The organism is Achromobacter spanius (genome assembly GCF_002966795.1).
In the GTDB taxonomy this organism is placed as follows: Bacteria; Pseudomonadota; Gammaproteobacteria; order Burkholderiales; family Burkholderiaceae_B; genus Achromobacter; species Achromobacter spanius_D.
Genome location: NZ_CP023270.1, coordinates 2,142,801 through 2,164,742, shown reverse-complemented (window position 1 = coordinate 2,164,742; position 21,942 = coordinate 2,142,801). Strand labels below are relative to the sequence as shown.

Sequence of the window (21,942 nt, the reverse complement as noted above, 5' to 3'; positions counted from 1 at the left end):
GTCATTCGAACACATAGAAACGCTCTGCCTCGAGCTTTCGAATGGTCTCCATATCCTTGCGCAAGACTGCTTCGTTGTCGTGCAATAGGTCGATACGCCCTGGATGCGAGTAAAAATTACTAGTTGGGTGAACTTCCGCACCCGGCTCGACAATGACATCGGAATAGTAAGAGGGTAGCTGTCTCACTTCGTCGATATATGGGAGTGACAAAAGTCTGCCGCGGCGCGGAGATATCAAAAGTACTCGCAGGGCGCGTTTGCGCATGACGTAGCCCAATTCGTCGAATTTCACGACGGTGTCAGGATTAATATAAGACTCGGCCAGTAAGCTAACTTGATCGGTGTCGAGCGCTGCGCTGCAAAATTTAGCCACGAAGCCTCCGCATATCCTGGCACCAACTTCTACCATCACTGGTACGCCCGCGTCAGTCACCATAATTTCACAGTGGGATGCTCCATACCGTATACCCAAAGCATCAAGGAGCGCTTTCGCATATGCGACTAATTTTTCCTGGACCGTGCCTCTGTACGGTAAAAGCCACGCGTGATCGTATATAAATGATGCTCCATTGGAGCCTTCTCGCTTGCTGTACCTCCAAATATCTGTCACTTTGTGCCGACCTTCGCTGCTCACCAAATCAACAATGTACTCAGTCCCACGAATATACGTCTGGGAAACTAGGAAATCATTGACCTCATTAAGTATGTTTTCGCGGTTCAGCAGAACGCCGTAAGCGGCACGTAATTCGGACTCGTTGTGACAGAGCGTGACGCCATCGGTGCCTCCACTTCTTGCAGGCTTTACTACTACGGGGTATGAAGCGTTATTCGCCCACTCAACCGCTCTCCCGACGTTGTCCGAGGCGAATGTTGGTATTGTGGAAAGGCCGGCCCGTTGTACCGCATTCACCATCTGGTACTTATCGCGGCGCGCTGCGCTAAGCTCAATAGCGTTACCTGGAAGTTGCATCCGATCGTTGAGTAGGTCGGCGAGCTCAACGCCAAGTTCCGTGCCGGGAACCACGCATATCGGCCTATACGGCGTCAGCGCGGCTACCGTTGCCTCGATACTGCCGCAGTGCATGAGACAAGCTACATAGTCACCCGGGTTATAGGCCGCGGCTCCCGCAAGTATCTTTGGGGGTCGACCCGTGCTCTGCAGATGAACACAAACTATTCCCCTCTCAGCAAAAGCGGGGGCTAGCAGTGCGCCCGTCGAGCAACCATCAACAATTACCGCGCATCTCGTCATAGCGATTCTCCGGCCGACTTAACGAAATCGGAAGCGACATCTGAAAAATTATCTCGACGCACCCACCCAGCCGCGCCGTCTAGAGTGACTGTATCGCCAGTTTTGATAATATCCATGGCGCCCTTAACTCCAATGACACATGGAATGCCGAGTTCCCGGCTGATGATGGCAGCGTGTGAAAGGAGGTTGCCGCGTTCCACAACCAATCCAGCGGATGTAGCCATAAGAAAGGCCCACGCGGGATCCGTTGAGTGTGCAATAAGAACCTCACCAGGAGACAAGCTCTCCCCAGCTGGGTTACGCAGTACTCTCGCCTTACCAGTCACCCGACCCGCAGAACAACCCGCCCCAATAAGGAGGCTCTCCGTTTCTAATGAAGCAGTAGAGCCAGCGCTTCTACTGGGCAGCGACAAGTAAGGTATTTTGTCAGCGCAAATTCGCAGAGGCTGTGGCTTTCCCTGGTTATCGCAGAACTCATCCTTTCGGACCTTTATCGTTTCTAGCAAAACACTCTGCGCTGAGGTACCTCGCGCAAAGTCCATGAGCTCTTCGACGGTGAGATAAACTACGTCGCCATGATCTTTCAGAACTCCATGCTTGGCGTACTGCCGCCCAATCGCGTAGAAAATCTGTCGTTCAAGGCCGCAGCGCTGAGACCGTACTAGCCGGCCATATTCTCGATATCGAATTGATCGACGTGCGAGAACACGAAGCATTACAAGCTTCGCCGCGATTATGGGATGGCGAATAAGCTGAGTGCGCAGCGGTCCACCAATGTGTGGGATCTCACTTGCAACTTCGGAGTTTTTTTTATTTGTTGCCGCCTTAAGATAGCTTCTGAGAAGCGCGTACACTGTGATAGGACTATCTCGCAATGTTGCAGATTCCAGCTTCAACTCATCGAAGCGCCTGTCCCCGAACGTATCAATGTACTCGTCATACGCTTTTTTAAACTCGTAATTTCTTTGATCGTTCAGCTCATCAGAGAATTCCGTATATCGACCGTTTTCGAGCAGTTCTCGCAAACTATCATGCCTTAGTAATTCTTGAGCTAAGCGCGAAAGAGCTTCGACCGGCTCGACACTCGATAGGCTATTGTGCCCGCCAATGATCTCACTAATTGTGCCACCAATATTTTCCGTGCCGAGCTTCTCGGCGGTTCGCTCCAACCATGCAAAGAAAATGAATGCATAATAGTCGTTTACAAGAGCAGCTTCCCAGCGCGAGGCTAAGTCGTGCTGGATTCGGTCGTATAAACGGACAAGATCGTTTACAGGGAGATCTTCTAGCTGTAATGCCGAAAATTCGGAACGAAATTCTTCAAATCGTGCTTTCACCCCACCCATCAGAAACGGCAAGAAAAAAAAATTCCGGAAAATTCGGTGCCAAGTTTTGCACCAATAAAAAATACCAACGCCCTTAGATGCACTAGCGTTCTTATAATGGATGTATTCTTCTGGGGTTCCGTCAATACCTACGCCGCGCTCGAAGGGTTGAACAAAGTAATGGAAGGCGGGCACCTCGTAGAACATCTTGTACCAGCTATCTAATCGATAGTAGATCCCTCCATTTAGGTATCCGACAAGGCTATCTAGGGCGGGCGCGATCTTGGAGACTGACTTCTTCGTCGCACCGAAGGAAACTGCCGCTGATAAAAATACATCGCGGTAGTACTTTCTGACGTATGAATACGTCAGCGGTGTCGTGGCGCCGTGATAGTTCTCGGAAACATTAGATGCATCGAATATTTGCCTGTCTGTCGTTGATGACAACGTCGTTATTGGACGACTCTGGAGCACATACAGACGACCCCGTTCGTCAAACGCCCACTCAATATCTTGAGGCGCACCAAAACAACCCTCAAGATGATCTCCAAGCGAGTGTAGGAGTTCGAGATGGTGGGACCGCAGAACAGGCTCGGTAATCTCATTCGGAGCTACGGACGCGAGTACCGTGCCTCCGGCAATCGCCTTGTCGGCTAAAACCTGTTGATGTTTCTCTGAAATGATTGACGTATCAAGTTTGCCCGACTTCCTATCCAGCACATAAGTGTCCGCTTCTGCTCGCCCGTCTACGACCCCCTCGCCTAGTCCGTGCCCGGCAACGATCATCATTCTCGAGCGGTCCGAGCCAATTGGGTTGGCCGTAAAGAGAACTCCACTTTTAGTCGCGGGTGCCATTTTTTGTACTATGACCGCAACTCGCTGCTCGACTTCGAGTGCACCTATGGACTGCGAGTACCGCAGAACCCGAGGAGCGTAAGAGGCCCCAAAGCACTCGATAATCTTCCTCAATACCATACTTCGAGGCACATTCAAGTAGCTCTCTAGCATTCCAGCGTACGAATGCTCACCGCCATCCTCGGCAATTGCGGAAGAACGCACCGCCACGAGATCGCAAGGCTCAAAACTTTCATCAAAAGCGGAAAGAATCTCTGCCTCCTCCATTCGAGACAACGAGACAGAGTTCATCGCCTCGATTAGGCGGTTGCTCAACAGCTTCAAATCGGCTTCTGAAACGGTTTTTGGATCGACTGACGACCATATTTCTGTCAGCTTCGCTCGTTTGCAAATTCGCGCGAATAGCTCCGCGGAAATGCAGTAGAACTTCGGAACTCGACAACCTAGATCGTGTAGTTTTCGCAAAGCTGCAGCCTTGCCGCCGACGAGGGTTCGACTTAGAGATTTCGGGTTGGAACTGTGAACGACAATTGAGGTCGGTTGAGGGATTTGTGTTGTACCTGTGTTCGGCGCGTCCATCGTTGTCCCTTGCTTCTCAGTTATCAGAATGGTTTACGGAGCATCGGGGCAGCCTATTCTTTCACGAATACCAGAACGGAAAGAAATCCCGGTCCATCGGCGTCAAAGTGCCTGGTCTTGAGAAACCCGCTTTCTTCACAAAATCTCTCGATCTCCGGCGCGCTGTAGTTCTTTGCATTCGTGGTCCGCATTGCAAGCCTCATTTCGTACATCGTTCGGGAGATTCGCTGTTCGGCGGTCGTGTCGGCAAAGTGATCGATAATAATCAACTCACCGCCTTCACACAGCGAGTTTCTAAAGCGCGTGAGCGTTCTAACAGCTTGTTGGGCATGCAAGAAGTGAAACGACGAACCCATCACCAGTCGGTCGAATTTGTTCTCCGGGATCCTTACCTCGTGGAAGTCGCCCTCTATAGCTTCGACGCGATTAGCTAATCCTTGGAGCTCTGCTGTCGGCAGGAAGTGCTCCCTTATCACATTTGGCAAATCCAGCCCGGTCACTCGAGCTTCCTCGCAGACATTCGCCATTGCGAAACTCCAGGTCCCGGCTCCGGCACCTATATCAAGTATATTTTTTGGTGTTCCACCTACCTGCCGAGCGATTGAAGCGGCAGGAGCAGACATCTGCGCAAAGTAAGGAACAGAAGAAAAAAAGGCTGTGTAGAAGGCGTCTAGCGCTTCTAACGAAGTGTCTGAAGCGACCCACGGTTGTCCATCGGACATAAACTTTTGCAGATGAGCCCATCCCAGGCTGCTGTCTTCTTCTAGTTTTACTAAGTTATCTGACCAAGAATAAATTGATCCGTCGCGGTTCAGATATCCCAATGCTGTTAACACTTGAAGCAGCCTTTCGACCGCGTTCTTCGCCAACCCCATCCTGTCCGCAATTCCCGCCGAGGTCCTTGGCCCCTCCTTGATTAGTAAAAGAATGCCTCGCTCTCTCGCATATTGGATGGTGCGATAGGTCTGCTCGGCTTCCATCAACGAAAAGTACGGTTGGGCCATACCAAACTCCTTTGTTGAACGATCCAAAAATTTCGACATGGATTCAAGTTCAACGAAATCGAGTGGCGGCCACAACTACCAATTTTGGTAGTGTTCACTGAGGGCGGCACAACGTATCTTCAGTACGCGATCAGTGACTGGCGGAGGCTCACATGACTGGAACTATTCTTACCGGGAAGCGTGTCTTAGGGCCCGAATCTGCCCGGCTTGAAGTCGATGGGCGTGCGATGATTAATTTCATTGGTTTCAATTATCTCGCTCTACAGCGTCACCCCGAGCTTATAGAGGCCGCTCGCTCTGCCCTGGATCAGCGACTTCCTTGGTCCCAAATGGGTAGCAACGGTTATGGCGGTATCGAAGACTCGTTTAAAGGCGTCATTCAGTCGGCTTCGGCGCATTTCGGCACGGAATCTGCTTTATTTCTTCCCACCGGCTATTTTTGCGGTTCAGTATGCCTTTCCACCCTTGAAAATCAATATGACTACATATTGATTGACGAGTATGCGCACTTCAGCATGTACGATGCGGCCCGCTTGACCGGCAAGCCGGTATTTTTATATCGACATTTGGATACTAATCAAGTCGAGGCATTGGTCTATGGGCACGATGGTCGGCCCCTGCTATTGACCGACGGGGTCTTTGCGACTTGGGGAAGTATTGCGCCACTGGACGCGTATGCAAGCCTTTTGCGGCCCCGTGGCGGAACTCTTGTTGTGGATGACTCTCACGGGTTCAGCGTACTAGGACGGCGTGGACGAGGCACGATTGAACACCTGGACGTCGAGGGGGAAGACATCCTAATTGCAGGAAGTCTATCCAAAGGCTTCTGCGCCCAAGGCGCGATCTTTCCCTGCTCGCACGCCCAAGCATTTAAAGCACGCTCCCGGCCGCCATTGCGCGGCGCCGGGTGCGGCTCACCTATATCTGCACATGTTTCACAGGCCGCACTTTCGGTTTCTAGATCTGAACCTGATCGGCGAGAAAAACTATCAGCAAGATCTACCCAGTTGAAGGCGGGGTTACGCGGGCTTGGCCTTTCAATCATCGACACTCCGGCGCCAATCACGGCATTCCAGCTCCGTAGGCGAGACGACATGCTGAATTTACAGCGCGCACTCTTTGATGAAGGAATATTGATCTTGGTCTCGAATTATATCGGCTCGGGACCAGAAGGTACGATTCGGTGCGCGACTTTCGCCGATCATTCGGAGGAAGACGTAGCCGCATTAGTCGCCGCATTGCGACGAAAACTATAGATGAAATTCGCTTGAGCCTTTGAAATAACAAGGAGCCTGCTATGGGCGGTGATATTGACCTTGCTGTGGTGGGTATGATAGGCGTATTGTCGATAATCCAGTCTATATTTGGGATTGGGGTTCTAATATTTGGGACCCCAATTCTATTGCTGGTCGATTTTCCCTTCGATCAAATTCTGTCCACGCTGTTGCCGGCCTCGTTGACACTAAGTCTGCTCCAGCTAGTTTTGGATAAAGGCTTGAGTAAATCATCGGTGGGGGAGTTCGTATGTTGGATGGTCCCACCTCTGTGTGTTGGTCTGATGATCTCTCTCACAACGGACGTTCTTAGTTTGGATCTGTTTATAACCTTCGCACTGCTGGTCATCGCTTACCTAAGAGTTTCCCGCCGCTACCGTACGGCACTTTTTGGTTTTGCGGCAAAGCATCAGCGCTTGATGCTAATTACTATCGGCTTTATCCACGGGTTGACCAACCTAGGTGGGAGTCTTCTTGAAGCGTATGTATCTAGCGTTCATACGGACAAGCAACGTATTAGGCAGAATATCGCCCTAGGATACGCAATGCTGGCCGGCTCGCAGTTAATTATTCTAGTTTCGATGGGACGCGGGAACTCGGACGCCACTTCACTTGCGGCCATGGCGACCGCCGGAATTGTCTATCTAACCGTGGGACGCGCCGCGTTTTTGGCTCTTTCACAGCAAAAGTATAGGTCCTTGGTGAGCATTCTAATTGTACTGGCGGCTATTGCACTCCTGTGTAAACGCGCAATTGCATGAAGGACAATGGACAATGCCATGCGAAGCTCGGCCCAGCTAAGGAGACGAGATGACATCTGCTTATGATTATCTTATGGCTACTGCGTGCCGCCCTTCATTCTTTATGGTGCATGGGAGCGGATCACGCGTCACGGACAGCCGTCAAGTCTCCTATCTAGACTTCACCCAAGGAAGAGGCGTCAACTCTCTGGGCCACTGTCCACCTACAGTAGTAAATGCATTAATTCGCCAGGCGAACACTCTTATTCACGCAGGTTCGCATTTTCATTACGAATCGACATCCTCATTGGCCAAAGAGTTGATCGAGTGCACGTGCTTCGATCAGGCTTTCTTTGCAAATTCGGGGACTGAAGCGGTTGAGTCGGCGATTAAATTAGCCAGAAAATGGGGGAAATGCCGGAAAGGTGGCGCTCACGAAATCGTAACGTTTCACGGCGGATTCCATGGTCGAACGTTTGGAAGTATGGCTGCGACCAACCGGACCTCTTGGGCAGAAAATTATGGGCCGCTGCCTCCAGGATTTGTTCAATCTCGGTTCAATGATATCGAAGCACTCTCCAAGGCAATAAATGAGAACACCGTAGCCATTCTATTGGAACTGGTCCAGGGAGAGGGAGGCGTAATAAGTGCGACCAGCGAGTTTTTACGAGCTGCACGAACCCTATGCGACGATAATGGGTTACTACTGATCGTTGATGAGGTGCAAACCGGTATGGGGCGGCTAGGTACTCTGTTTGGATATGAGCTTTTTGGTATCGAGCCGGATATTATTGCCATAGGCAAAGGCTTAGGAGGGGGCCTACCTATCTCCGCAATACTTGCAAAACAGCAAGCTTGTGTATTCGAGAATGGAGACCATGGCGGCACTTTCAATGGTGGGCCACTTGTCACAGCAGCAGCCTATGCGGTTCTGCGCACAGTGGCCTCCCAGGAGTTTTTGGAACAGGTACAGCAAACTGGGGCTTATCTCGGTGTTCAACTAGGCCGTTTATCAGTCTCTCTAGGGCTTGGTGATGAGAGTGGGGTCGGCCTGCTTAGACGGTTGGACTGTGGGGACCAAGAGGCAACCGAGATCGTACAGTATGCTCGAGATGGACTCCCATTTTCCGGTTTGGCTCGCTGGAACAAGCGTGGAATTCTGCTCAACGCTCCGAAGCCAAACTGTTTAAGATTCCTTCCTGCGTTAACAGTTTCCCAACCGGAAATTGACGAAATGGTGGACGGCCTTCGCCATAGCATTCTGGCTATACGCACGCAGGAGCACCGCCAGAAATGAAATCATTCTGGCGCGAAAAATGGGAGAGCGTGCGTCAGAAAATCCATTTTGCTCTATATGCGAGCAAGGACTCTCATTGGGAAATGGTTTATTGCGGAACCCTGCCCTTCAATTCTGAAGCCATCCTGTTCGATCTAGAAACATCCGGAAGAACTAAAGTCTTTCTCTCCTGGGTACACGTACCAAATCACTGTGATTTTCCCACTTTTTTCGTCTTCAGATCATCGTCGGGAAGGGTGGCAATCGCCCGACTGAGGCGACACTTTGTGGAAATGGGCATCCCGTTGCCAATGTTCCACTGGGATGCAAAAGTGCTTCGGCTTCGGTTCATATCTCCTTATTCCCCGGTGCGGGAAAAGCTTATAATATCTGCCTTCCGAGTTCCTTTTGGAAATACAGAAATTGAACTGACAATTGTTTTCAATTCTATCAAGCCATCCATCGACTTCCATCTACCGTGATTATCTACTGAATGCGTTCGGAATGAACTATTGGGTCGGCGGTTGTAGCGCCCGACGGCTGCGGCGGAGTCGGCTCTGAATTGGGCCCGAGCTCCGCGGTTTTTCTTTTGAGCCGCTGGCAAGTCTATCGCCACTCCTGATCATTGTCGGGCGCCAAGGGACTCGGTGATAGGAATGATTATCGTGGGCGCCGGAGTCGGTCTGCGGCTGAGCGCGGCCGCTGAGCAAGAAGTCGAACAAGGACATCTATCGCGAATGAGCCAGGACAAATTAGATCTAGGCACAGACGTTTATCTTAATTCAAATCCTCGGTTAGTAAAGGAGCCAGTGGAATCTCGCTTCCTGGAAATACTTAATGAATGCGTAACCGAGGATAGCTTGCTGACCACTGATAACAACCCGCGGTCACTACACCGTCGGTCCGGTAGACTACGGCTGCCAATTCACTTCGGATTCACCAGCCTTATTACTCCGCTCAATTCGCCCATGCATTCCCGTAGCTGAGCTCTAAGTTTCTCCATCGTTTTTTTGCACTCCGCCAACTCCGCAGTAATTCGAACTAGATCGACCTCCGATATACAGTGTGCCTCCAACAAATCTTCGTATAGCCTCTTCCACTCAGCGTTACGGGTTTGTTGACTTTTTTTCGCACGCTCTTTCCCAATGGCCGATCGGCCCTTTAATGCTCTCAACCATTCGCGAACCTCCTGCACCAAGGTCCGATAGCGGGGCTTGTGAAATGTCACAGGGTGAATTCCGGTACGCCGCGCGACCTCGGCAAGAGAGACTGCCCCTTCGTTGTGCGGATAGACGCCATTATTCATCTCCACCTCTCGATGAATGCACTCAAGCACGCCCCGAACGCGCCGGTGAAGCTCGGCAGCATTAGCATCGTGACGCGCTATCGCCGATTCGCGCATTCGTGCCCTAGCTTCGGTCGAACATACTCGCAATTTCGGATCCATATTCACTCTTCCCTGCTACGCCTATCAAGCCCCATTATTTTTATAACTACGGGGTTAGACTCCCAAACAGACCTAACGTCGTGGAATCGCCCTATGTTGCTTCGAATCTGACCAGCCCAGTGGGCCGCGACCAAGGTTTCCCCATTCGATGTAGCAATTTCGTATCCAGTTACTGCGGCCTCCAAAACCCCAATCACATCTTCACGCAAGAAAGCTTCCTCAAGACGATGAGCGCATTCACTGCTACACCTCGATGGCTCTGGACGGCCTTTACGCCTGTTGCACGGTCCCGTCTCATTAGGAAATTTGGTGCAGATAACCCCTTGGCGAACTTGCTCCCAAGCTTGCCCCTGCAGGGTCAATATTTCTGCTAACTCCGTTGCACAATCAATTCCCCATTGTTGCGCACGCCTATGAACTCGAGCTTGATGCTGCACCACGGCCTCATGGATCGCTGCTGCAGCATTGCCACCGTATCCCGCTCCGGGAGTAGGCGTTGCGATGTCCTGTTCGACCATATCGCTCACAATGGAGGCCGCACGCATGACACGCAGCTCCCTTGATACCTTCTCAATTTCACCCCTCAGTCCTCTGTCAGTCAGCACGTAGCCCATGGTCATTTCTATTGATTTGTGACCGAACACTTGCATAAGAATGGTAGGTGCCTGAGTCAAGGCTAAGGCCATAAGACGTGCCAACGTCTTTCTGAAGCGGTGAGACCGAAGTTTCTGTCCTCCCGGCTCAGGATCCAAAGACAGAAACCCTGCAAAGGTCTTCAATGCCCCCGTCGCATCGCCCATCGGCATCGTTGGATCATTTGCTCGTCCGATAGACACCCTGCCCCAGAGCTTCTTATCAGCTACTTGCTTGACTGGAGGTAGCGCCCCTTCTCGACGCTGGCGATATAGCCTCTCAGCTAGATCAATAATTTCCGCCTGTTGGTTAAGAGCTTTCGCAGCCACTTCGGGTATGGCCCACTCGAACTCTGCACCTCCCCTATTTCTGACGTGCTTGAAGATCTTTCCATTCATGTAGTGATGCCCATCGTCAGGGGAGACAAGTGCTGACGATTTAAGTGCCAGAAGCTCCGAAAGACGGCAACCAGTGCTTAAAAAAACTATGCACATATGCGCGGCTTGAATCGCCCACATCAGCTTGATCAAATGCGCAGCACTTTGCGGTTTCCAAGCTTCCGAATCCGCTCGAGGTCCTCCGCGATTTGCTCCGAATCCCTTAGGTTCTGGGAGACGAAAAGGAAATGGCGGCGACTCGATCACTTTTCCCCTGGAGTCCGTAAATATAGCCCCGTCAAGCACCGCGCGATGAACGTTCGCCCGACGATTGCTTATAGTGCCGGGATGAAGATCGGAAGCCCACACCCCGTTATAACCAAGCAGCACCGCCTTAGTAAGTCTGATTACGTTCGGCCCCAAATCGAATGCGATCCAAAGACAGCGCGCTCCAAGTGCCGCGACGTAGTCGTCAGGAAGAGGAAGATGGGGCCGGGATGCAAGCTTATTATTGTGTTTGCGAGCGTCCCCGAGGGCTTTCGTTAACGCTCTTTCATCTGCCAAAGGGGCGTCGCGCCATAAGCCGAACCCCTCCAATAGCTTCATTCGGTTTGCTTCGATGATGCATTCGTTTTTTTTGGATAGTGAAAGACATTCAATATCGTCCAATGTTACATTGGCGAGGTGCACTTCGCTCTGCGCCGAGACGTCCGAATTTCGAATACCATTAGCCGATAGCATCTGCAGCCGTTTTCCCACCGCGATTCCTAATAACGCTGGAAGTGGGTTATAAGCAATACCCTGCAACGAAGTCGGGCTTAATACTCGGAAAGTGAAACCACCCTGCCCCGCAGGCCCGAGCCTCAAAAGACAAAGATATCGGACAGCCTGGACAACCGCGCTGTGAACCAAACCGTCTACGCAGGAATGACCCAGCCAGCGTGACGGGACAAAGCTAAGAATTCTTTTTCGAAGCGCAATTCCATTGACAAAACGACCTGGTTGCGTCCATTCAGATGGCGTGGACCAAACATCAAACTCGTCACCATGACGTAGCGCCTCCTTAAGCGTGACCAAATTTTCTTCAGATATTTGCCACAATGATTCCAACGACCAGCTTTCCAGCGCTTGGAATCGAGTCGATGCAATTTCGGGGTTTCTTTGTTCCCCATAAAACACGGAACGACCTGGCTTCGGTGCCAAATTGGATTTCATTGCACTCCCTGAATTCCATCAAACTGTGCGACCTTATGCTCGCCAGATGCAATTTTTAACCTCCACTCCTCCAAACCGGCTTCGACGCGATCTTTTTCGAATCCGAGGAGAACGAGTTCAACATTGTTGGCCTCAAGCTGAAACGATGACTGCGTGAAAGCGGCCTGACCCATATTTTCTTTAATATAATCAATTTCTACTTTTCGTTTACACAACCCCGAAAGCGAGTCTGGGAATATCACGGCATGCTCAACACAGAGCAAACACCGCTGGACGACACAGACCTCGCTCCCGTCCGATTTAAAATTGGGATCGACGTGCGAGGGAGGATGATATGGATCTTTGCAACCCACTCCTATTCGACTTCTAACTAAGTTCCGATACTCGTATAAACGATCAATAGCCTCCTTGGAGGGAGGACCAAAACGCGACCAGATAGCCAATATCGTGGGGTCTACCTGCGTATTTTCGCTGATCTGCCTCCACATTGCCTGGCTAAACGTTCGATACAGATGCCTATGCTCCTCCAACAGTAGACTATTATTTAGATAGGCCGTCGTCGACTGAATCCGACTGTGGTTGAGCGCCCTCATCACGGCAAGTATCGAGCCGCCGCTAGAATGGTAGACAAATGCAGCATAAGCGTCGCGAAAATCGGTAGCAGGAAAGCGCGCAATTTTCTGCCCCATCGGGCGCTTTTCATTTATTCCATCTATTATCTGAACAAGATATCCAGCCGCAAAATTGTGAACGTTCAGCCAATGAATATTTCCCCGACAACAATAGATCCAGACCGATTTGACACCAGACTCTAGCGCGACAATTCTCTTTTCAGAAGCAATGTCTGATTCATTGCGAACCTGCTGACGTAGAAGTTTTAGCTCGTCGCGCAGCTGCTGCCGCAGAGGTTCCGTTCTAGAAATTAGGTATGAAATGATAAAAGCTATGGCACCGCGAGACTTAAAAAGCCCCTCTGCTATCTGCTCCACGCCAGGAGCTCGCGCCTTCGCGGCCCTGATAATAAAGCGAGTATTATCAGTGGGATGAGCTTCCACCAAATCAGATGTGGCGTCCAAATCAAGCAATACGCTAGGGTTCCAACCCGTAGTTGCTAAACAAAGATGGAACGCAGCACGAATATCATTGTCCCCCGGGTAGACAGACTCCAAGATCTCCTCAACCGTGTGTCCCTGATGGTACAGAACATACAGCTTCTCGTTTGGATAACGAAGATATTCGCGCGTGACGCAGGCCGGCGAACCGTTTGCTATCGCATGACTAAACCGTTTTCTTCCTTCAAGAATTCTTGCCTGAGCCGCGAATACATCTGGTGCTTCTTGCTCTGATACAAGAGGTGATCCATTCGACAAAATCGCGTCAGCTAGCTCCCACCTTTCAATTGCACCGAACCAACTCCGTCGTAACCTGTGGCGCACCGCGTCGATATGCTCTTTGGGAGCCAGATGCCGTCGAGGTTCGCGCAGTTGCGGCCCCTGCCAGTGAAGGCGTCGCAACCCTTTTGCCACTCGAATCTCGTTTATCAGTGACAAGAAAAGTCCGAAATGTGAGCGTTCTATCTTTACATCTAGGATTCGCTGCCAATGGACCTCCGTGACGTCTGCCGCCGATCGGACAATGAAGCTTTCCCCCAATTCAGCCTCAACTGAATCGAAGACACGCCACCACTGTCGAAACGAGCCTATGTAATGCTGAATGGAGGCGTGACTTAACGGGATCATGCGGTCATGGATTGCCGGCAACATCTCAAGCAGCAACTCCGGGCGCCCTGTGAATCCGCCATTCCATAAAGCAGTATTTCGAATTCCTTGGCCGTAGTAAAATTCGTTGAGATCAACGAAGGCTTTTTTTTGCGGATGAGCCGTCCAAAATGTGAGCGTTCGCAGGTCAATACTAGAGCCATCCAGTTCCGATTTACCTCGGCCTGGCTGTCTGCTTTTTCTATTGTTATTTGACCGAATACCCACCGCCTCTATTCCTTATCGGTATCGTCGTCGACATCTAGCTGAACCGGAACACTTATCAAGCCAGTAACCCAACGAAGATAGGTCATGGTTGTCGTGTCTGACCGGTGTCCAAGTTGAGGCTGTATATGCAGGCGGATGATACTGAGCGCTGTTGACTCCAGGAGAGCGTACGCGGTTTCGTTTGATAACGAGGGCATAGACTCATGTTTTTTTAATTCTGCTAGCAGAGTACTGCAAGCCCACCAGTGACGACCTTGGTGCGGTGACCAATTTGGCGTTGGCCGTTTGGCCTTTGTCCAGGCGTCATAAACTTGCTTTCCAGTAAACCGGTCGCCAGTCTCTGGATGTAAAAATAGGTGCACCGAATTACGCAATCGGCGAGTGCGCACCTCTCCTTTGGGGACGTCGGCCAAACCAGCCTTTAAGGCGCGCAGTCTCGCATTGAGCTTATAGCGATGCCACCTTCGGGCCAACGAAATCGGCACTAATATCTCTCGCTCTGGACCTATTTTTTCCCCGTGATCCTCACCATAAGTATGCCCCTTTGCCCCAAAGCACACGGAGACGCGGACTTGTTGCTTACTTTCTGGGGCAAGCGGATTTACGATCATCCATTCCGAAGGATCTGCTCCTATCGAATTTGCACGCAGACAAATCACTTCCTCCCTGCGCAAGCCAGATAGCAAAATCGTTTCGCAAACTAACGCAAGCGTTTCTCCAGATTTTTTTAGCACTTCGTCCAGCCACACTTTGGTTTGACCGATCGAAGGCATTTGAAGGCTTGGTGGAAGAGATCGAACCTTCCCACTTCGCACACGCTGTTTCTTCGGCATCCCGCGCTCGTCGTAACCGTAAGCGACAGTCCGAATATTGGAACTAATTTGGAACTTTGGCCGGTGACCCAGGTCTGCAAGCCAAGTTAAATAGTCACAGGCCTGCTGAACGCGAACATTGACCGTCGCCGGTTTGAGCCCCTCACCTGATGCCGACCAGTCGCCACACAACATTTCTCGCTGGTACCCGCCAATAACGTCTCGCACATATTCGCACGTCGTTAAATCAACGTGGCGACTTTCTGCCCATTCGAGAAAGTTGGCGAGCCAGCTAGCGTAGTTAGATATAGTCGTTGCTGTAGGAAAACCAGCAAAGCCTGATTCGGGCCTCCATAACGCGAGCATCCTTTGAATCAAGTATTGGTTAGCCAACCTGTGAAATGCGGGCCTCCCGTCCAGAATCAGCGCAACGTTGGCCAATGACGGGTATAGCTGCAAAAACTTGCCATGCTTCCTAGGGCGAAAAATGGTGTAACCGCGAGTCATCGGGACTCCCCTCTTGAACGAGGTTGCGCGTGGTTGAGCGTACTCTGGAGAAAGCAAGGTTGTAGCTAGTGAAATCCCTCTCAGCCTATAACCAGGAACAGGACACCGTGATGAGCCAGACTGATTTCACCGGGTCGCGGCCGTCCGCCCCCGCCCACCAGCGCCGCCACCGACGCCGAATGATGCGGCGCGCGGAAAGGTGGCTGACCAGTGAGCGTATCGGGCATGCCGGCCATGGCCGCGACGGCCGCAGCCTCAAGCGCCTGACCACGCTCGAGCGGCGGCAGCAGGCCCGGCAGCCGCGCGGCCAGCATGCTCTTGCCCGCGCCGGGCGGCCCCAGCATGAGCAGACTATGGCCGCCTGCCGCCGCGACTTCCAGCGCACGCCGTGCGCCGGGCTGACCGCGCACGTCCGACAGGCAAGGAATGGGCGCGGCGGGCGGCCAGGGCGCGGGCACGGCATTCGGAAGCAGGGACGCGCCCGCCGCATGGGCCGCCACGTCAGCCAGGCAACGCGCCGACAGGACGCGTAATCCGGGGACCCAGGCCGCCTGCTCGGCGCTGCCGGCGGGCAGGATCAGCGTGGCGTCGGGCGTGTCGCGGGCGACGCTCAGGGCGATCACCAGCGGCGCGGCGACCGGCACGAGCGCGCCGGTGAGGGACAATTCGCCAGCGAGCACCAGGCGAGACAATGTGGGGTCGGGCGCGCGGGGCTGATCTGCGCGATGGTCGCCGGCAAGTTCGGTGGGCTGTTCGCCCGAATCCCCACTGGAGCGTCCGCCCCGCTGCCGATCCAACTGCGCGCCATCTTGCGCAGGCGCCGCCAACTGACCCGAGGCCAGCAACACCCCCAGCGCAATGGGCAGATCGAAGCGGCCGGACTCCTTGGGCATGTCTGCCGGCGACAGATTGACGGTGATGCGCCCGGCTGGAAACTCAAAGCCGCTGTTGATGATGGCCGCCCTGACCCGCTCGCGGCTTTCCCGGACTTCAGTGTCGACGAGCCCGACCACGGTGAATCCCGGCAAGCCTGGCCCCAGGTGCGTTTCGACGCGGACCGCATGGGCGTGCATGCCGCTAAGGGCCCTGCTGGCAAGTACGGCAAGCGACACGGGGGTCTCCGGGATGAGTTCGAGCCGCCAGTATCCGCAAAAAACAAACGGCCGCGGGAAGCGGCCGTGACAAAACGATCTCGCGCAGGGCCCGCACGGAGCGGGCACGCGGCGTGTTTACTTACTTATCGAGTCCCGTCGCGGGGCCCTTGTCCAGGCCCGACAGGCGTTGTTCCATCTGCTGCACCTGAGCGGCCAGTTGATCGACGCGGGCGCGCGTGCGGGCAAGCAGGTCGGCCTGCACGTCGAACTCTTCGCGGGTGACCAGATCCAGTTTGGAAAACGCCTGCGTCATCATGGCGCGGACGTTGCGCTCGACATCTGCCGCAGGGCTGCGCGCGATCAGGTCGGAAATGTTCTTTTGAATGTCTTCCATCCACTGGGTGCGATTGTTCATATAGGCCTCTCGATGTTCTTGATGGCTCAAGTGTAGTGCGTCGGATGGGTGGTTTCAGGCGGGACCGATTGTGCTGGCGCAAAAAAAAGGGCGGGCCGCATGCGGTGACCGCCCTTCAAAGCACAGGAGAAAACCGGGCTGCCTGACGGCAACCCCCTACCAACACCACTAGCCTTGCCGCGCAGTCGCTCCGACCGCGCAGTGCATCGTCCAAATGTCCGATGCACGTCCTGAATCCGATTCAACTCGAGCCCACTCCGGTCAACAAGCCGACCCGTGTAAACCCTCGTATCACGGTCGCACCCCAATTTAGGCAGATTTGAACGCCTTCCCGGCTGGGGCCGGAAAGCCGTCCCGGAACATAGAACCGCAGCCTGCAAGGCTGAGCGGCCGATGACGCGTTCTGCAACGGCGCCAACACGTGCGCCGCACCATGGCTGGGCATCCGCCACGTCCGCATTAAATGGCTACAAATCCTCCTTGCGGAACACAAGTGGTTGCAAGTGCCTGCTACGCGTTGTTGCGCACCAATTTGAGGCCGCGCCGCGGTGCATCACGCACCACAACGGTGCCGATCCGCACAACTTTTGCGCCTTTCCCGGGCATCGCCGGCCGAGTCCAACATGGCATGGATATTGCTTTAACCACGGAGCGTGCAACCAAGAGAGGAAATGCCATGAAACTCATCATCGCCATCATCAAGCCCTTCAAGCTCGACGAAGTGCGGGTGGCTCTGTCCGGAATCGGGGTCCAGGGCCTGACCGTCACCGAAGTCAAAGGCTTTGGCCGCCAGAAAGGCCACACCGAACTCTATCGCGGCGCCGAATACGCCGTGGACTTCCTGCCCAAGCTGCGAGTCGAGGCCGCCGTGCCCGACCACCTTGTCGACCAGGTCATCGAGGCGATCGAACAAGCCGCCCGCACCGGCAAGATCGGTGACGGCAAGATCTTTGCCGCCCCCCTTGAACAAGTCATCCGTATCAGAACTGGCGAAGCCGGCGAAGCTGCGCTGTAAATAAATAAAGACTCAATGGAGCCTGAAAATGGATAAAGCAGATATCTCCTGGTTGCTCGTCTCTACCCTGCTTGTATTGATGATGGCCGTACCCGGCCTGGCCATGTTCTACGCCGGCCTGGTGCGCAGCAAAAACGTGTTGTCCGTCTTGCTGCAAGTGTTGTGCACGTTCGTGCTGGGCCTGGTTCTCTGGTTCATCTATGGATACTCCCTGGCGTTCACCGAGGGCAACGCCTTCTTCGGCGGCCTCTCGCGCGCTTTCTTCTCTGGCATGTTCAATCCGGCGGACGGCACGTACGCCATGTCGAACACCCTGACCGAGCTGCTGTTCGCTTCGTTCCAGGCCACGTTCGCCGGCATCACCTGCGCCCTGGTGGTCGGCAGCTTCGCCGAGCGCGCCCGGTTCTCGGCGGTGCTGGTGTTCACGGTGATCTGGTTCACGTTCGCCTACATCCCCATCGCGCACATGGTGTGGTTCGCCTCCGAAACGGCTCCTGGCCTCTTGAACGCCCAAGGCGCGCTGGACTTTGCCGGCGGCACCGTGGTGCACATCAACGCCGGCGTGGCCGGCCTGGTGGGCGCCTATGTGGTTGGCAAGCGCGTGGGCTACGGCCGCGAAGCCATGCAGCCGCACAACCTGCCGATGACCTTCGTGGGCGCCGCGCTGCTGTGGGTGGGCTGGTTTGGCTTTAACGCGGGTTCGGCCCTGGCCGCCAACGAGAACGCCACCCTGGCCTTCTTCAACACCATGATCGCAACGGCGGGCGCTGTCCTGGCCTGGCTGTTCACGGAATGGGCCATCAAGGGCAAGCCCTCGATGCTGGGTGCCGCTTCGGGCGCGATTGCTGGCCTGGTCGGCATCACCCCCGCCGCCGGCCTGGTCGGTCCGGTGGGCGCACTGATCATCGGCGTGGTTGCCGGCGTGGTCTGCGTCTGGGGCGTCAATGGCCTGAAGCGCATGCTGCGCGCCGACGATGCGCTGGACGTGTTCGGCATCCACGGCGTGGGCGGCATTGTGGGCGCCCTGCTCACTGGCGTGTTCAATGCGCAGGTCTTCGGCGGCCCCGGCCTGGCCGAGCCCTCGATGATTGCTCACCAACTGTGGGTCCAGCTGGAAGGCGTGCTGCTGACGATCGTCTGGTCCGGCGTCGTGGCATGGATTGCCTACAAGATCGCCAACGCCCTGTGCGGCCTGCGTGTGCCGGAAGACCAGGAACGCGAAGGCCTGGACGTCACGAGCCACGGCGAATCCGCGTATCACAGCTAAGCTGCTGCGACGCTCCCGCCGCGCCCCCGCGGCGGGACGGTTGGAAAATGAAAGAGCCCTTCATCATGAAGGGCTCTTTTTTTAGATTGCCTAGGTCGGTGTCAGACACCCTGCGGAGAGGGTCGTCAGCTTGTGGCAGCGTCACAACGGGTGTCAGACACCTGGTTTAGCGTCGGAAAAAGGAAGAGCCCTTCATGTGAAGGGCTCTTTTTCATGGCAGCTTGCTTGGGACGATGTCAGACACCTGGTTCAGTCGATGCCGCGAAGGACAGATCAGGCCGGGCCGAGGGCGTCCAGATCGACGGGCAAGGCGCGGTTCAGCGCCGACGCCACCTTGATGCGAAGCGCGTTGGAGTGCGCCCGGCGCACCTCGCGCTTGACGTCCAGCAGCTGCTGCGGGTGCATGGAGAATTCGGTCAGACCCAGCCCGAGCAGCAGGCGCGTCATGCGCGAATCGCCTGCCATTTCGCCGCAGACGGCCACCGGCTTGCCCGCGCGCTCGCCAGCATTGATGGTGTTGGCGACCAGGCGCAGCACCGCGGGGTGCAGCGGATCGTACAGCGACGCCACGTCGTGGTCGCCACGATCGATGGCCAGCGTGTATTGGATCAGGTCGTTGGTGCCGATGGACAGGAAGTCCAGCGCCTGAGCGAAGGGTTCGATCGCGATGGCGATGGCAGGGACTTCGACCATCGCGCCCACTTCCATGTGCGGCGCATAGGCCTGGCCACGGGCGTCGAGTTCGCGGCGGGCGGCCTCGATGGCGGCCTTGGTTGCCACGACCTCGTGCATGTGCGCGATCATCGGGATCAAAAGGCGCACCGGTCCATGGGCGGACGCCCTGAGGATGGCCCGCAACTGCGTCGCGAACATCTCGGGGCGCGCGAGGCAATAGCGGATGGCGCGCTGCCCCAGGGCGGGGTTGGTGGCCACGGTGGCCTCGCCGTCCAGCGTCTTGTCCGAGCCGATGTCCAGCGTGCGGATCGTGACCGGGCGGCCTGCCATCACTTTGACGACCGAGGCATAGGCCTCGTACTGCTCTTCTTCGCCGGGCAGGTCCGGCCGGCCCATGAAGAGGAATTCGCTGCGGAACAGCCCGATGCCGTGCGCGCCGGACGCCAGCGCCAGCGCGGCTTCGTCCGGCAGCTCGATATTGGCGTGCAGGACGATGTCGATGCCGTCCAGGGTGACGGACGGCTCGTCGCGCAGAAGACCGAGCTCGGCGCGCTCGTCGGCGTACGCGGCCTGGCGGCGGCGGTATTCCTGGAGGATGCGGTCGGATGGGTTGACCACCACGGCGCCGACCGAGCCATCGATGATCAGCATGTCGCCGTCGCGGACCAGTTCGCGCACGTTGCCCATTGCCACCACCGCGGGCACGCCCATGCTGCGCGCCACGATCGCAGTGTGCGAGGTGGGCCCGCCCAGGTCGGTGACAAAGGCGGCGAAACGTCCGCCGCGCAACCGCAGCATGTCGGCGGGAGAGATATCGTGCGCGACCACGACCAGGGCGTCGTCGCCGCCCATGTGGGACATATCGGGCAGGATCGCCGACGTGCCGGCCAGGACGTGCAGCACGCGCTCGATCACCTGGCGCACGTCCGCTCCGCGCTCGCGCAGGTATTCGTCTTCCATGGCGTCGAACTGCTGCCCCAGGATCTGGCCCTGCGTCGTCAGCGCCCATTCGGCGTTGTAGTGGCGCTCGGCGATCAGGGCGAGCGTCTGCTCGGCCAGGAGCGGATCGCCCAGAAGCAGGCTGTGTACGTTCAGCATTGCGCCCAGCTCGCGCGGCGCGTCGGCCGGCAGCGTGTCGGCCAGTTGCAAGAGTTCCTGCTGTGCGGAAGCCAGGGCTTGGGTCAGACGGTCGGTCTCGGCGGGCACGTCTTCCGGCGAGATCCGGTAGTGCGCCACTTCAAGGGCCGCGGCCCCCATGACGACGGCGCGACCGATGGCGTAGCCCTTGGCGACGCCCTTGCCGTACAGACATACCACGGGGCTGGCAGAGCCAGCCCCGTCGGGCGCGCCGGACGCGGGCGCGGGCGAGCCGGCCCGAGCCAGGCCGGCCGTTTCAGAAGAAGGTCTATTCCTGCTCACCGAATTTGCTGTCGAACAGAGTTTCGATTTCGGAAAGCGCTTGCTCGGCATCGTTGCCGGAGGCTTCCAGCTTGACGGTGACGCCCAGCCCGGCTGCCAGCATCATGACGCCCATGATGCTCTTGGCGTTCACGCGCTGCGCACCGCGCGAAATGAAGATCTCGCTGGAGAACTTGCTGGCAAGCTGCGTCAGCTTGGCGGCGGCTCGCGCGTGCAATCCCAGTTTGTTGCTGATGACAATGTCAGTAGTAGGCATAGGAAAGATGGTGACCGCGGGCTATGCCGCAGTGTTGATCGCAGCCAATCGTCGAACCGATCGTCGGCTTGAAATAATAGCCGACATAATAGGGCAATTTTCTGCCCGTCAGTCTACCCGCAAGACGCCCTGCACCCCGCCGGCGAGCGCCTTTTCGCGGGTTTCCGCCAACGGCAGGTTGCGGTAGGTCAACGCGCGCAGCAGCATCGGGGTGTTGAGTCCCGCGAGCACACAGCACTGGATGCCTTGGGCCTGGGCGTCGGCGACCGCGCGCTTGGAAATATTGGCGGGCGTGGCGCCGATCAGGTCGGTCAGCACCAGAACGCCCGCGCCGTGGTCTTGCTCAAGGATGTCTTTCAGGACGTCCGGCGCCAGGTCGTCCGGCAGGTCTTCGGGCAGGATGTCATGGATTGCCAGCATGCCGTCCAGATCGCCCATGACGTGGCTCGCGCACTCGCGCATTGCCGCGCCCAGGGGCGCGTGCACGACGATCACAATACCCGTGGTCATGTCGGTTCCG

At 55.4% G+C, this 21,942-nt stretch carries 17 protein-coding genes and 1 pseudogene; 6 read left to right on the top strand and 12 right to left on the bottom strand.

All coding sequences use genetic code 11. The features are described 5' to 3' along the window. Window position 1: 1 nt before the first annotated feature. Genes CLM73_RS09600 through CLM73_RS09590 form a run of 3 tightly spaced genes read right to left on the bottom strand, consistent with a single transcriptional unit; the run spans window position 2 to window position 5,015 of the window. Entirely contained in the window at window positions 2-1,252 is a 1,251-nt protein-coding gene (locus tag CLM73_RS09600; RefSeq protein ID WP_105238236.1) for an ATP-grasp domain-containing protein, read from the bottom strand. After that, a complete protein-coding gene (locus tag CLM73_RS09595) occupies window positions 1,249-4,011 on the bottom strand; it encodes a PEP/pyruvate-binding domain-containing protein (RefSeq protein ID WP_105238235.1) in 2,763 nt (920 codons plus the stop codon). The genes CLM73_RS09600 and CLM73_RS09595 overlap by 4 nt, the downstream gene beginning before the upstream one ends. Before the next feature lie 53 nt (window positions 4,012-4,064). After that, a complete protein-coding gene (locus CLM73_RS09590; protein ID WP_158685841.1) occupies window positions 4,065-5,015 on the bottom strand; it encodes a methyltransferase in 951 nt (316 codons plus the stop codon). 152 nt (window positions 5,016-5,167) lie between these two features. Between CLM73_RS09590 and CLM73_RS09585 the strand changes: the two genes are divergently transcribed. From CLM73_RS09585 to CLM73_RS28865, 4 genes are read left to right on the top strand one after another with little or no spacing between them, the layout of a single operon-like run. Continuing rightward, window positions 5,168-6,271, top strand: coding sequence for an aminotransferase class I/II-fold pyridoxal phosphate-dependent enzyme (locus CLM73_RS09585; protein WP_105238233.1), 1,104 nt, complete (start codon window positions 5,168-5,170; stop codon window positions 6,269-6,271). A gap of 41 nt (window positions 6,272-6,312) precedes the next feature. Then, window positions 6,313-7,050 (top strand): TSUP family transporter, encoded by a 738-nt coding sequence (locus CLM73_RS09580; protein ID WP_105238232.1) that lies wholly within the window; start codon window positions 6,313-6,315, stop codon window positions 7,048-7,050. Between the two features lie 49 nt (window positions 7,051-7,099). Next, entirely contained in the window at window positions 7,100-8,326 is a 1,227-nt protein-coding gene (locus CLM73_RS09575; RefSeq protein ID WP_105238231.1) for an aminotransferase class III-fold pyridoxal phosphate-dependent enzyme, read from the top strand. Continuing rightward, window positions 8,323-8,787: a hypothetical protein gene (locus tag CLM73_RS28865; RefSeq protein WP_158685840.1), complete on the top strand. Its 465-nt coding sequence runs from the start codon at window positions 8,323-8,325 to the stop codon at window positions 8,785-8,787. Before CLM73_RS09575 ends, CLM73_RS28865 begins: the two co-directional genes overlap by 4 nt. 443 nt (window positions 8,788-9,230) lie before the next feature. Here CLM73_RS28865 and CLM73_RS28860 read toward each other — a convergent pair whose 3' ends face one another. The 6 genes and pseudogenes from CLM73_RS28860 to CLM73_RS09560 form a co-directional block, all read right to left on the bottom strand. Next, entirely contained in the window at window positions 9,231-9,752 is a 522-nt protein-coding gene (locus tag CLM73_RS28860) for a hypothetical protein (protein WP_158685839.1), read from the bottom strand. Between the two features lie 2 nt (window positions 9,753-9,754). After that, window positions 9,755-11,977 carry a tyrosine-type recombinase/integrase gene (locus tag CLM73_RS09570; RefSeq protein ID WP_105238230.1) on the bottom strand — a complete coding sequence of 741 codons (2,223 nt, stop codon included), beginning with the start codon at window positions 11,975-11,977 and terminating at the stop codon, window positions 9,755-9,757. Continuing rightward, complete coding sequence (locus CLM73_RS28855) at window positions 11,974-13,962, bottom strand: hypothetical protein (RefSeq protein ID WP_158685838.1); 1,989 nt, start codon at window positions 13,960-13,962, stop codon at window positions 11,974-11,976. The genes CLM73_RS09570 and CLM73_RS28855 overlap by 4 nt, the downstream gene beginning before the upstream one ends. Window positions 13,963-13,967: 5 nt before the next feature. Continuing rightward, window positions 13,968-15,281: a site-specific integrase gene (locus CLM73_RS28850; protein WP_158685837.1), complete on the bottom strand. Its 1,314-nt coding sequence runs from the start codon at window positions 15,279-15,281 to the stop codon at window positions 13,968-13,970. 92 nt (window positions 15,282-15,373) lie between these two features. Then, window positions 15,374-16,393: pseudogene (locus CLM73_RS09565) on the bottom strand (ATP-binding protein); the annotation flags it as partial. Window positions 16,394-16,514: 121 nt separating this feature from the next. Continuing rightward, window positions 16,515-16,790: an accessory factor UbiK family protein gene (locus CLM73_RS09560; protein WP_105238229.1), complete on the bottom strand. Its 276-nt coding sequence runs from the start codon at window positions 16,788-16,790 to the stop codon at window positions 16,515-16,517. A gap of 676 nt (window positions 16,791-17,466) precedes the next feature. Between CLM73_RS09560 and CLM73_RS09555 the strand changes: the two genes are divergently transcribed. Beyond that, window positions 17,467-17,805: a P-II family nitrogen regulator gene (locus tag CLM73_RS09555; RefSeq protein WP_006218735.1), complete on the top strand. Its 339-nt coding sequence runs from the start codon at window positions 17,467-17,469 to the stop codon at window positions 17,803-17,805. Window positions 17,806-17,833: 28 nt separating this feature from the next. After that, a complete protein-coding gene (gene amt, locus CLM73_RS09550; RefSeq protein ID WP_056569690.1) occupies window positions 17,834-19,072 on the top strand; it encodes an ammonium transporter in 1,239 nt (412 codons plus the stop codon). Between the two features lie 273 nt (window positions 19,073-19,345). Here the strand turns inward: amt and ptsP are convergent, their stop codons facing one another. From ptsP to CLM73_RS09535, 3 genes are all read right to left on the bottom strand, one after another. Further along, the gene (gene ptsP, locus CLM73_RS09545) at window positions 19,346-21,004 is read right to left on the bottom strand and encodes a phosphoenolpyruvate--protein phosphotransferase (protein ID WP_234015888.1); all 1,659 of its coding nucleotides are present in this window, start codon (window positions 21,002-21,004) and stop codon (window positions 19,346-19,348) included. A 148-nt stretch (window positions 21,005-21,152) separates the two neighbouring features. After that, complete coding sequence (locus tag CLM73_RS09540; RefSeq protein WP_105238228.1) at window positions 21,153-21,422, bottom strand: HPr family phosphocarrier protein; 270 nt, start codon at window positions 21,420-21,422, stop codon at window positions 21,153-21,155. Between the two features lie 108 nt (window positions 21,423-21,530). Next, entirely contained in the window at window positions 21,531-21,932 is a 402-nt protein-coding gene (locus CLM73_RS09535; RefSeq protein WP_056569684.1) for a PTS sugar transporter subunit IIA, read from the bottom strand. Window positions 21,933-21,942 lie beyond the last annotated feature (10 nt).

What these genes read in the sequence shown, in the direction of transcription:
- CLM73_RS09600 (WP_105238236.1), bottom strand. Translation starts at nt 1,252, where the DNA reads ATGACGAGATGCGCGGTAATTGTTGATGGTTGCTCGACGGGCGCACTG.
- CLM73_RS09595 (WP_105238235.1), bottom strand. Translation starts at nt 4,011, where the DNA reads ATGGACGCGCCGAACACAGGTACAACACAAATCCCTCAACCGACCTCA.
- CLM73_RS09590 (WP_158685841.1), bottom strand. Translation starts at nt 5,015, where the DNA reads ATGGCCCAACCGTACTTTTCGTTGATGGAAGCCGAGCAGACCTATCGC.
- CLM73_RS09585 (WP_105238233.1), top strand. Translation starts at nt 5,168, where the DNA reads ATGACTGGAACTATTCTTACCGGGAAGCGTGTCTTAGGGCCCGAATCT.
- CLM73_RS09580 (WP_105238232.1), top strand. Translation starts at nt 6,313, where the DNA reads ATGGGCGGTGATATTGACCTTGCTGTGGTGGGTATGATAGGCGTATTG.
- CLM73_RS09575 (WP_105238231.1), top strand. Translation starts at nt 7,100, where the DNA reads ATGACATCTGCTTATGATTATCTTATGGCTACTGCGTGCCGCCCTTCA.
- CLM73_RS28865 (WP_158685840.1), top strand. Translation starts at nt 8,323, where the DNA reads ATGAAATCATTCTGGCGCGAAAAATGGGAGAGCGTGCGTCAGAAAATC.
- CLM73_RS28860 (WP_158685839.1), bottom strand. Translation starts at nt 9,752, where the DNA reads ATGGATCCGAAATTGCGAGTATGTTCGACCGAAGCTAGGGCACGAATG.
- CLM73_RS09570 (WP_105238230.1), bottom strand. Translation starts at nt 11,977, where the DNA reads ATGAAATCCAATTTGGCACCGAAGCCAGGTCGTTCCGTGTTTTATGGG.
- CLM73_RS28850 (WP_158685837.1), bottom strand. Translation starts at nt 15,281, where the DNA reads ATGACTCGCGGTTACACCATTTTTCGCCCTAGGAAGCATGGCAAGTTT.
- CLM73_RS09560 (WP_105238229.1), bottom strand. Translation starts at nt 16,790, where the DNA reads ATGAACAATCGCACCCAGTGGATGGAAGACATTCAAAAGAACATTTCC.
- CLM73_RS09555 (WP_006218735.1), top strand. Translation starts at nt 17,467, where the DNA reads ATGAAACTCATCATCGCCATCATCAAGCCCTTCAAGCTCGACGAAGTG.
- amt (WP_056569690.1), top strand. Translation starts at nt 17,834, where the DNA reads ATGGATAAAGCAGATATCTCCTGGTTGCTCGTCTCTACCCTGCTTGTA.
- ptsP (WP_234015888.1), bottom strand. Translation starts at nt 21,004, where the DNA reads ATGGGGGCCGCGGCCCTTGAAGTGGCGCACTACCGGATCTCGCCGGAA.
- CLM73_RS09540 (WP_105238228.1), bottom strand. Translation starts at nt 21,422, where the DNA reads ATGCCTACTACTGACATTGTCATCAGCAACAAACTGGGATTGCACGCG.
- CLM73_RS09535 (WP_056569684.1), bottom strand. Translation starts at nt 21,932, where the DNA reads ATGACCACGGGTATTGTGATCGTCGTGCACGCGCCCCTGGGCGCGGCA.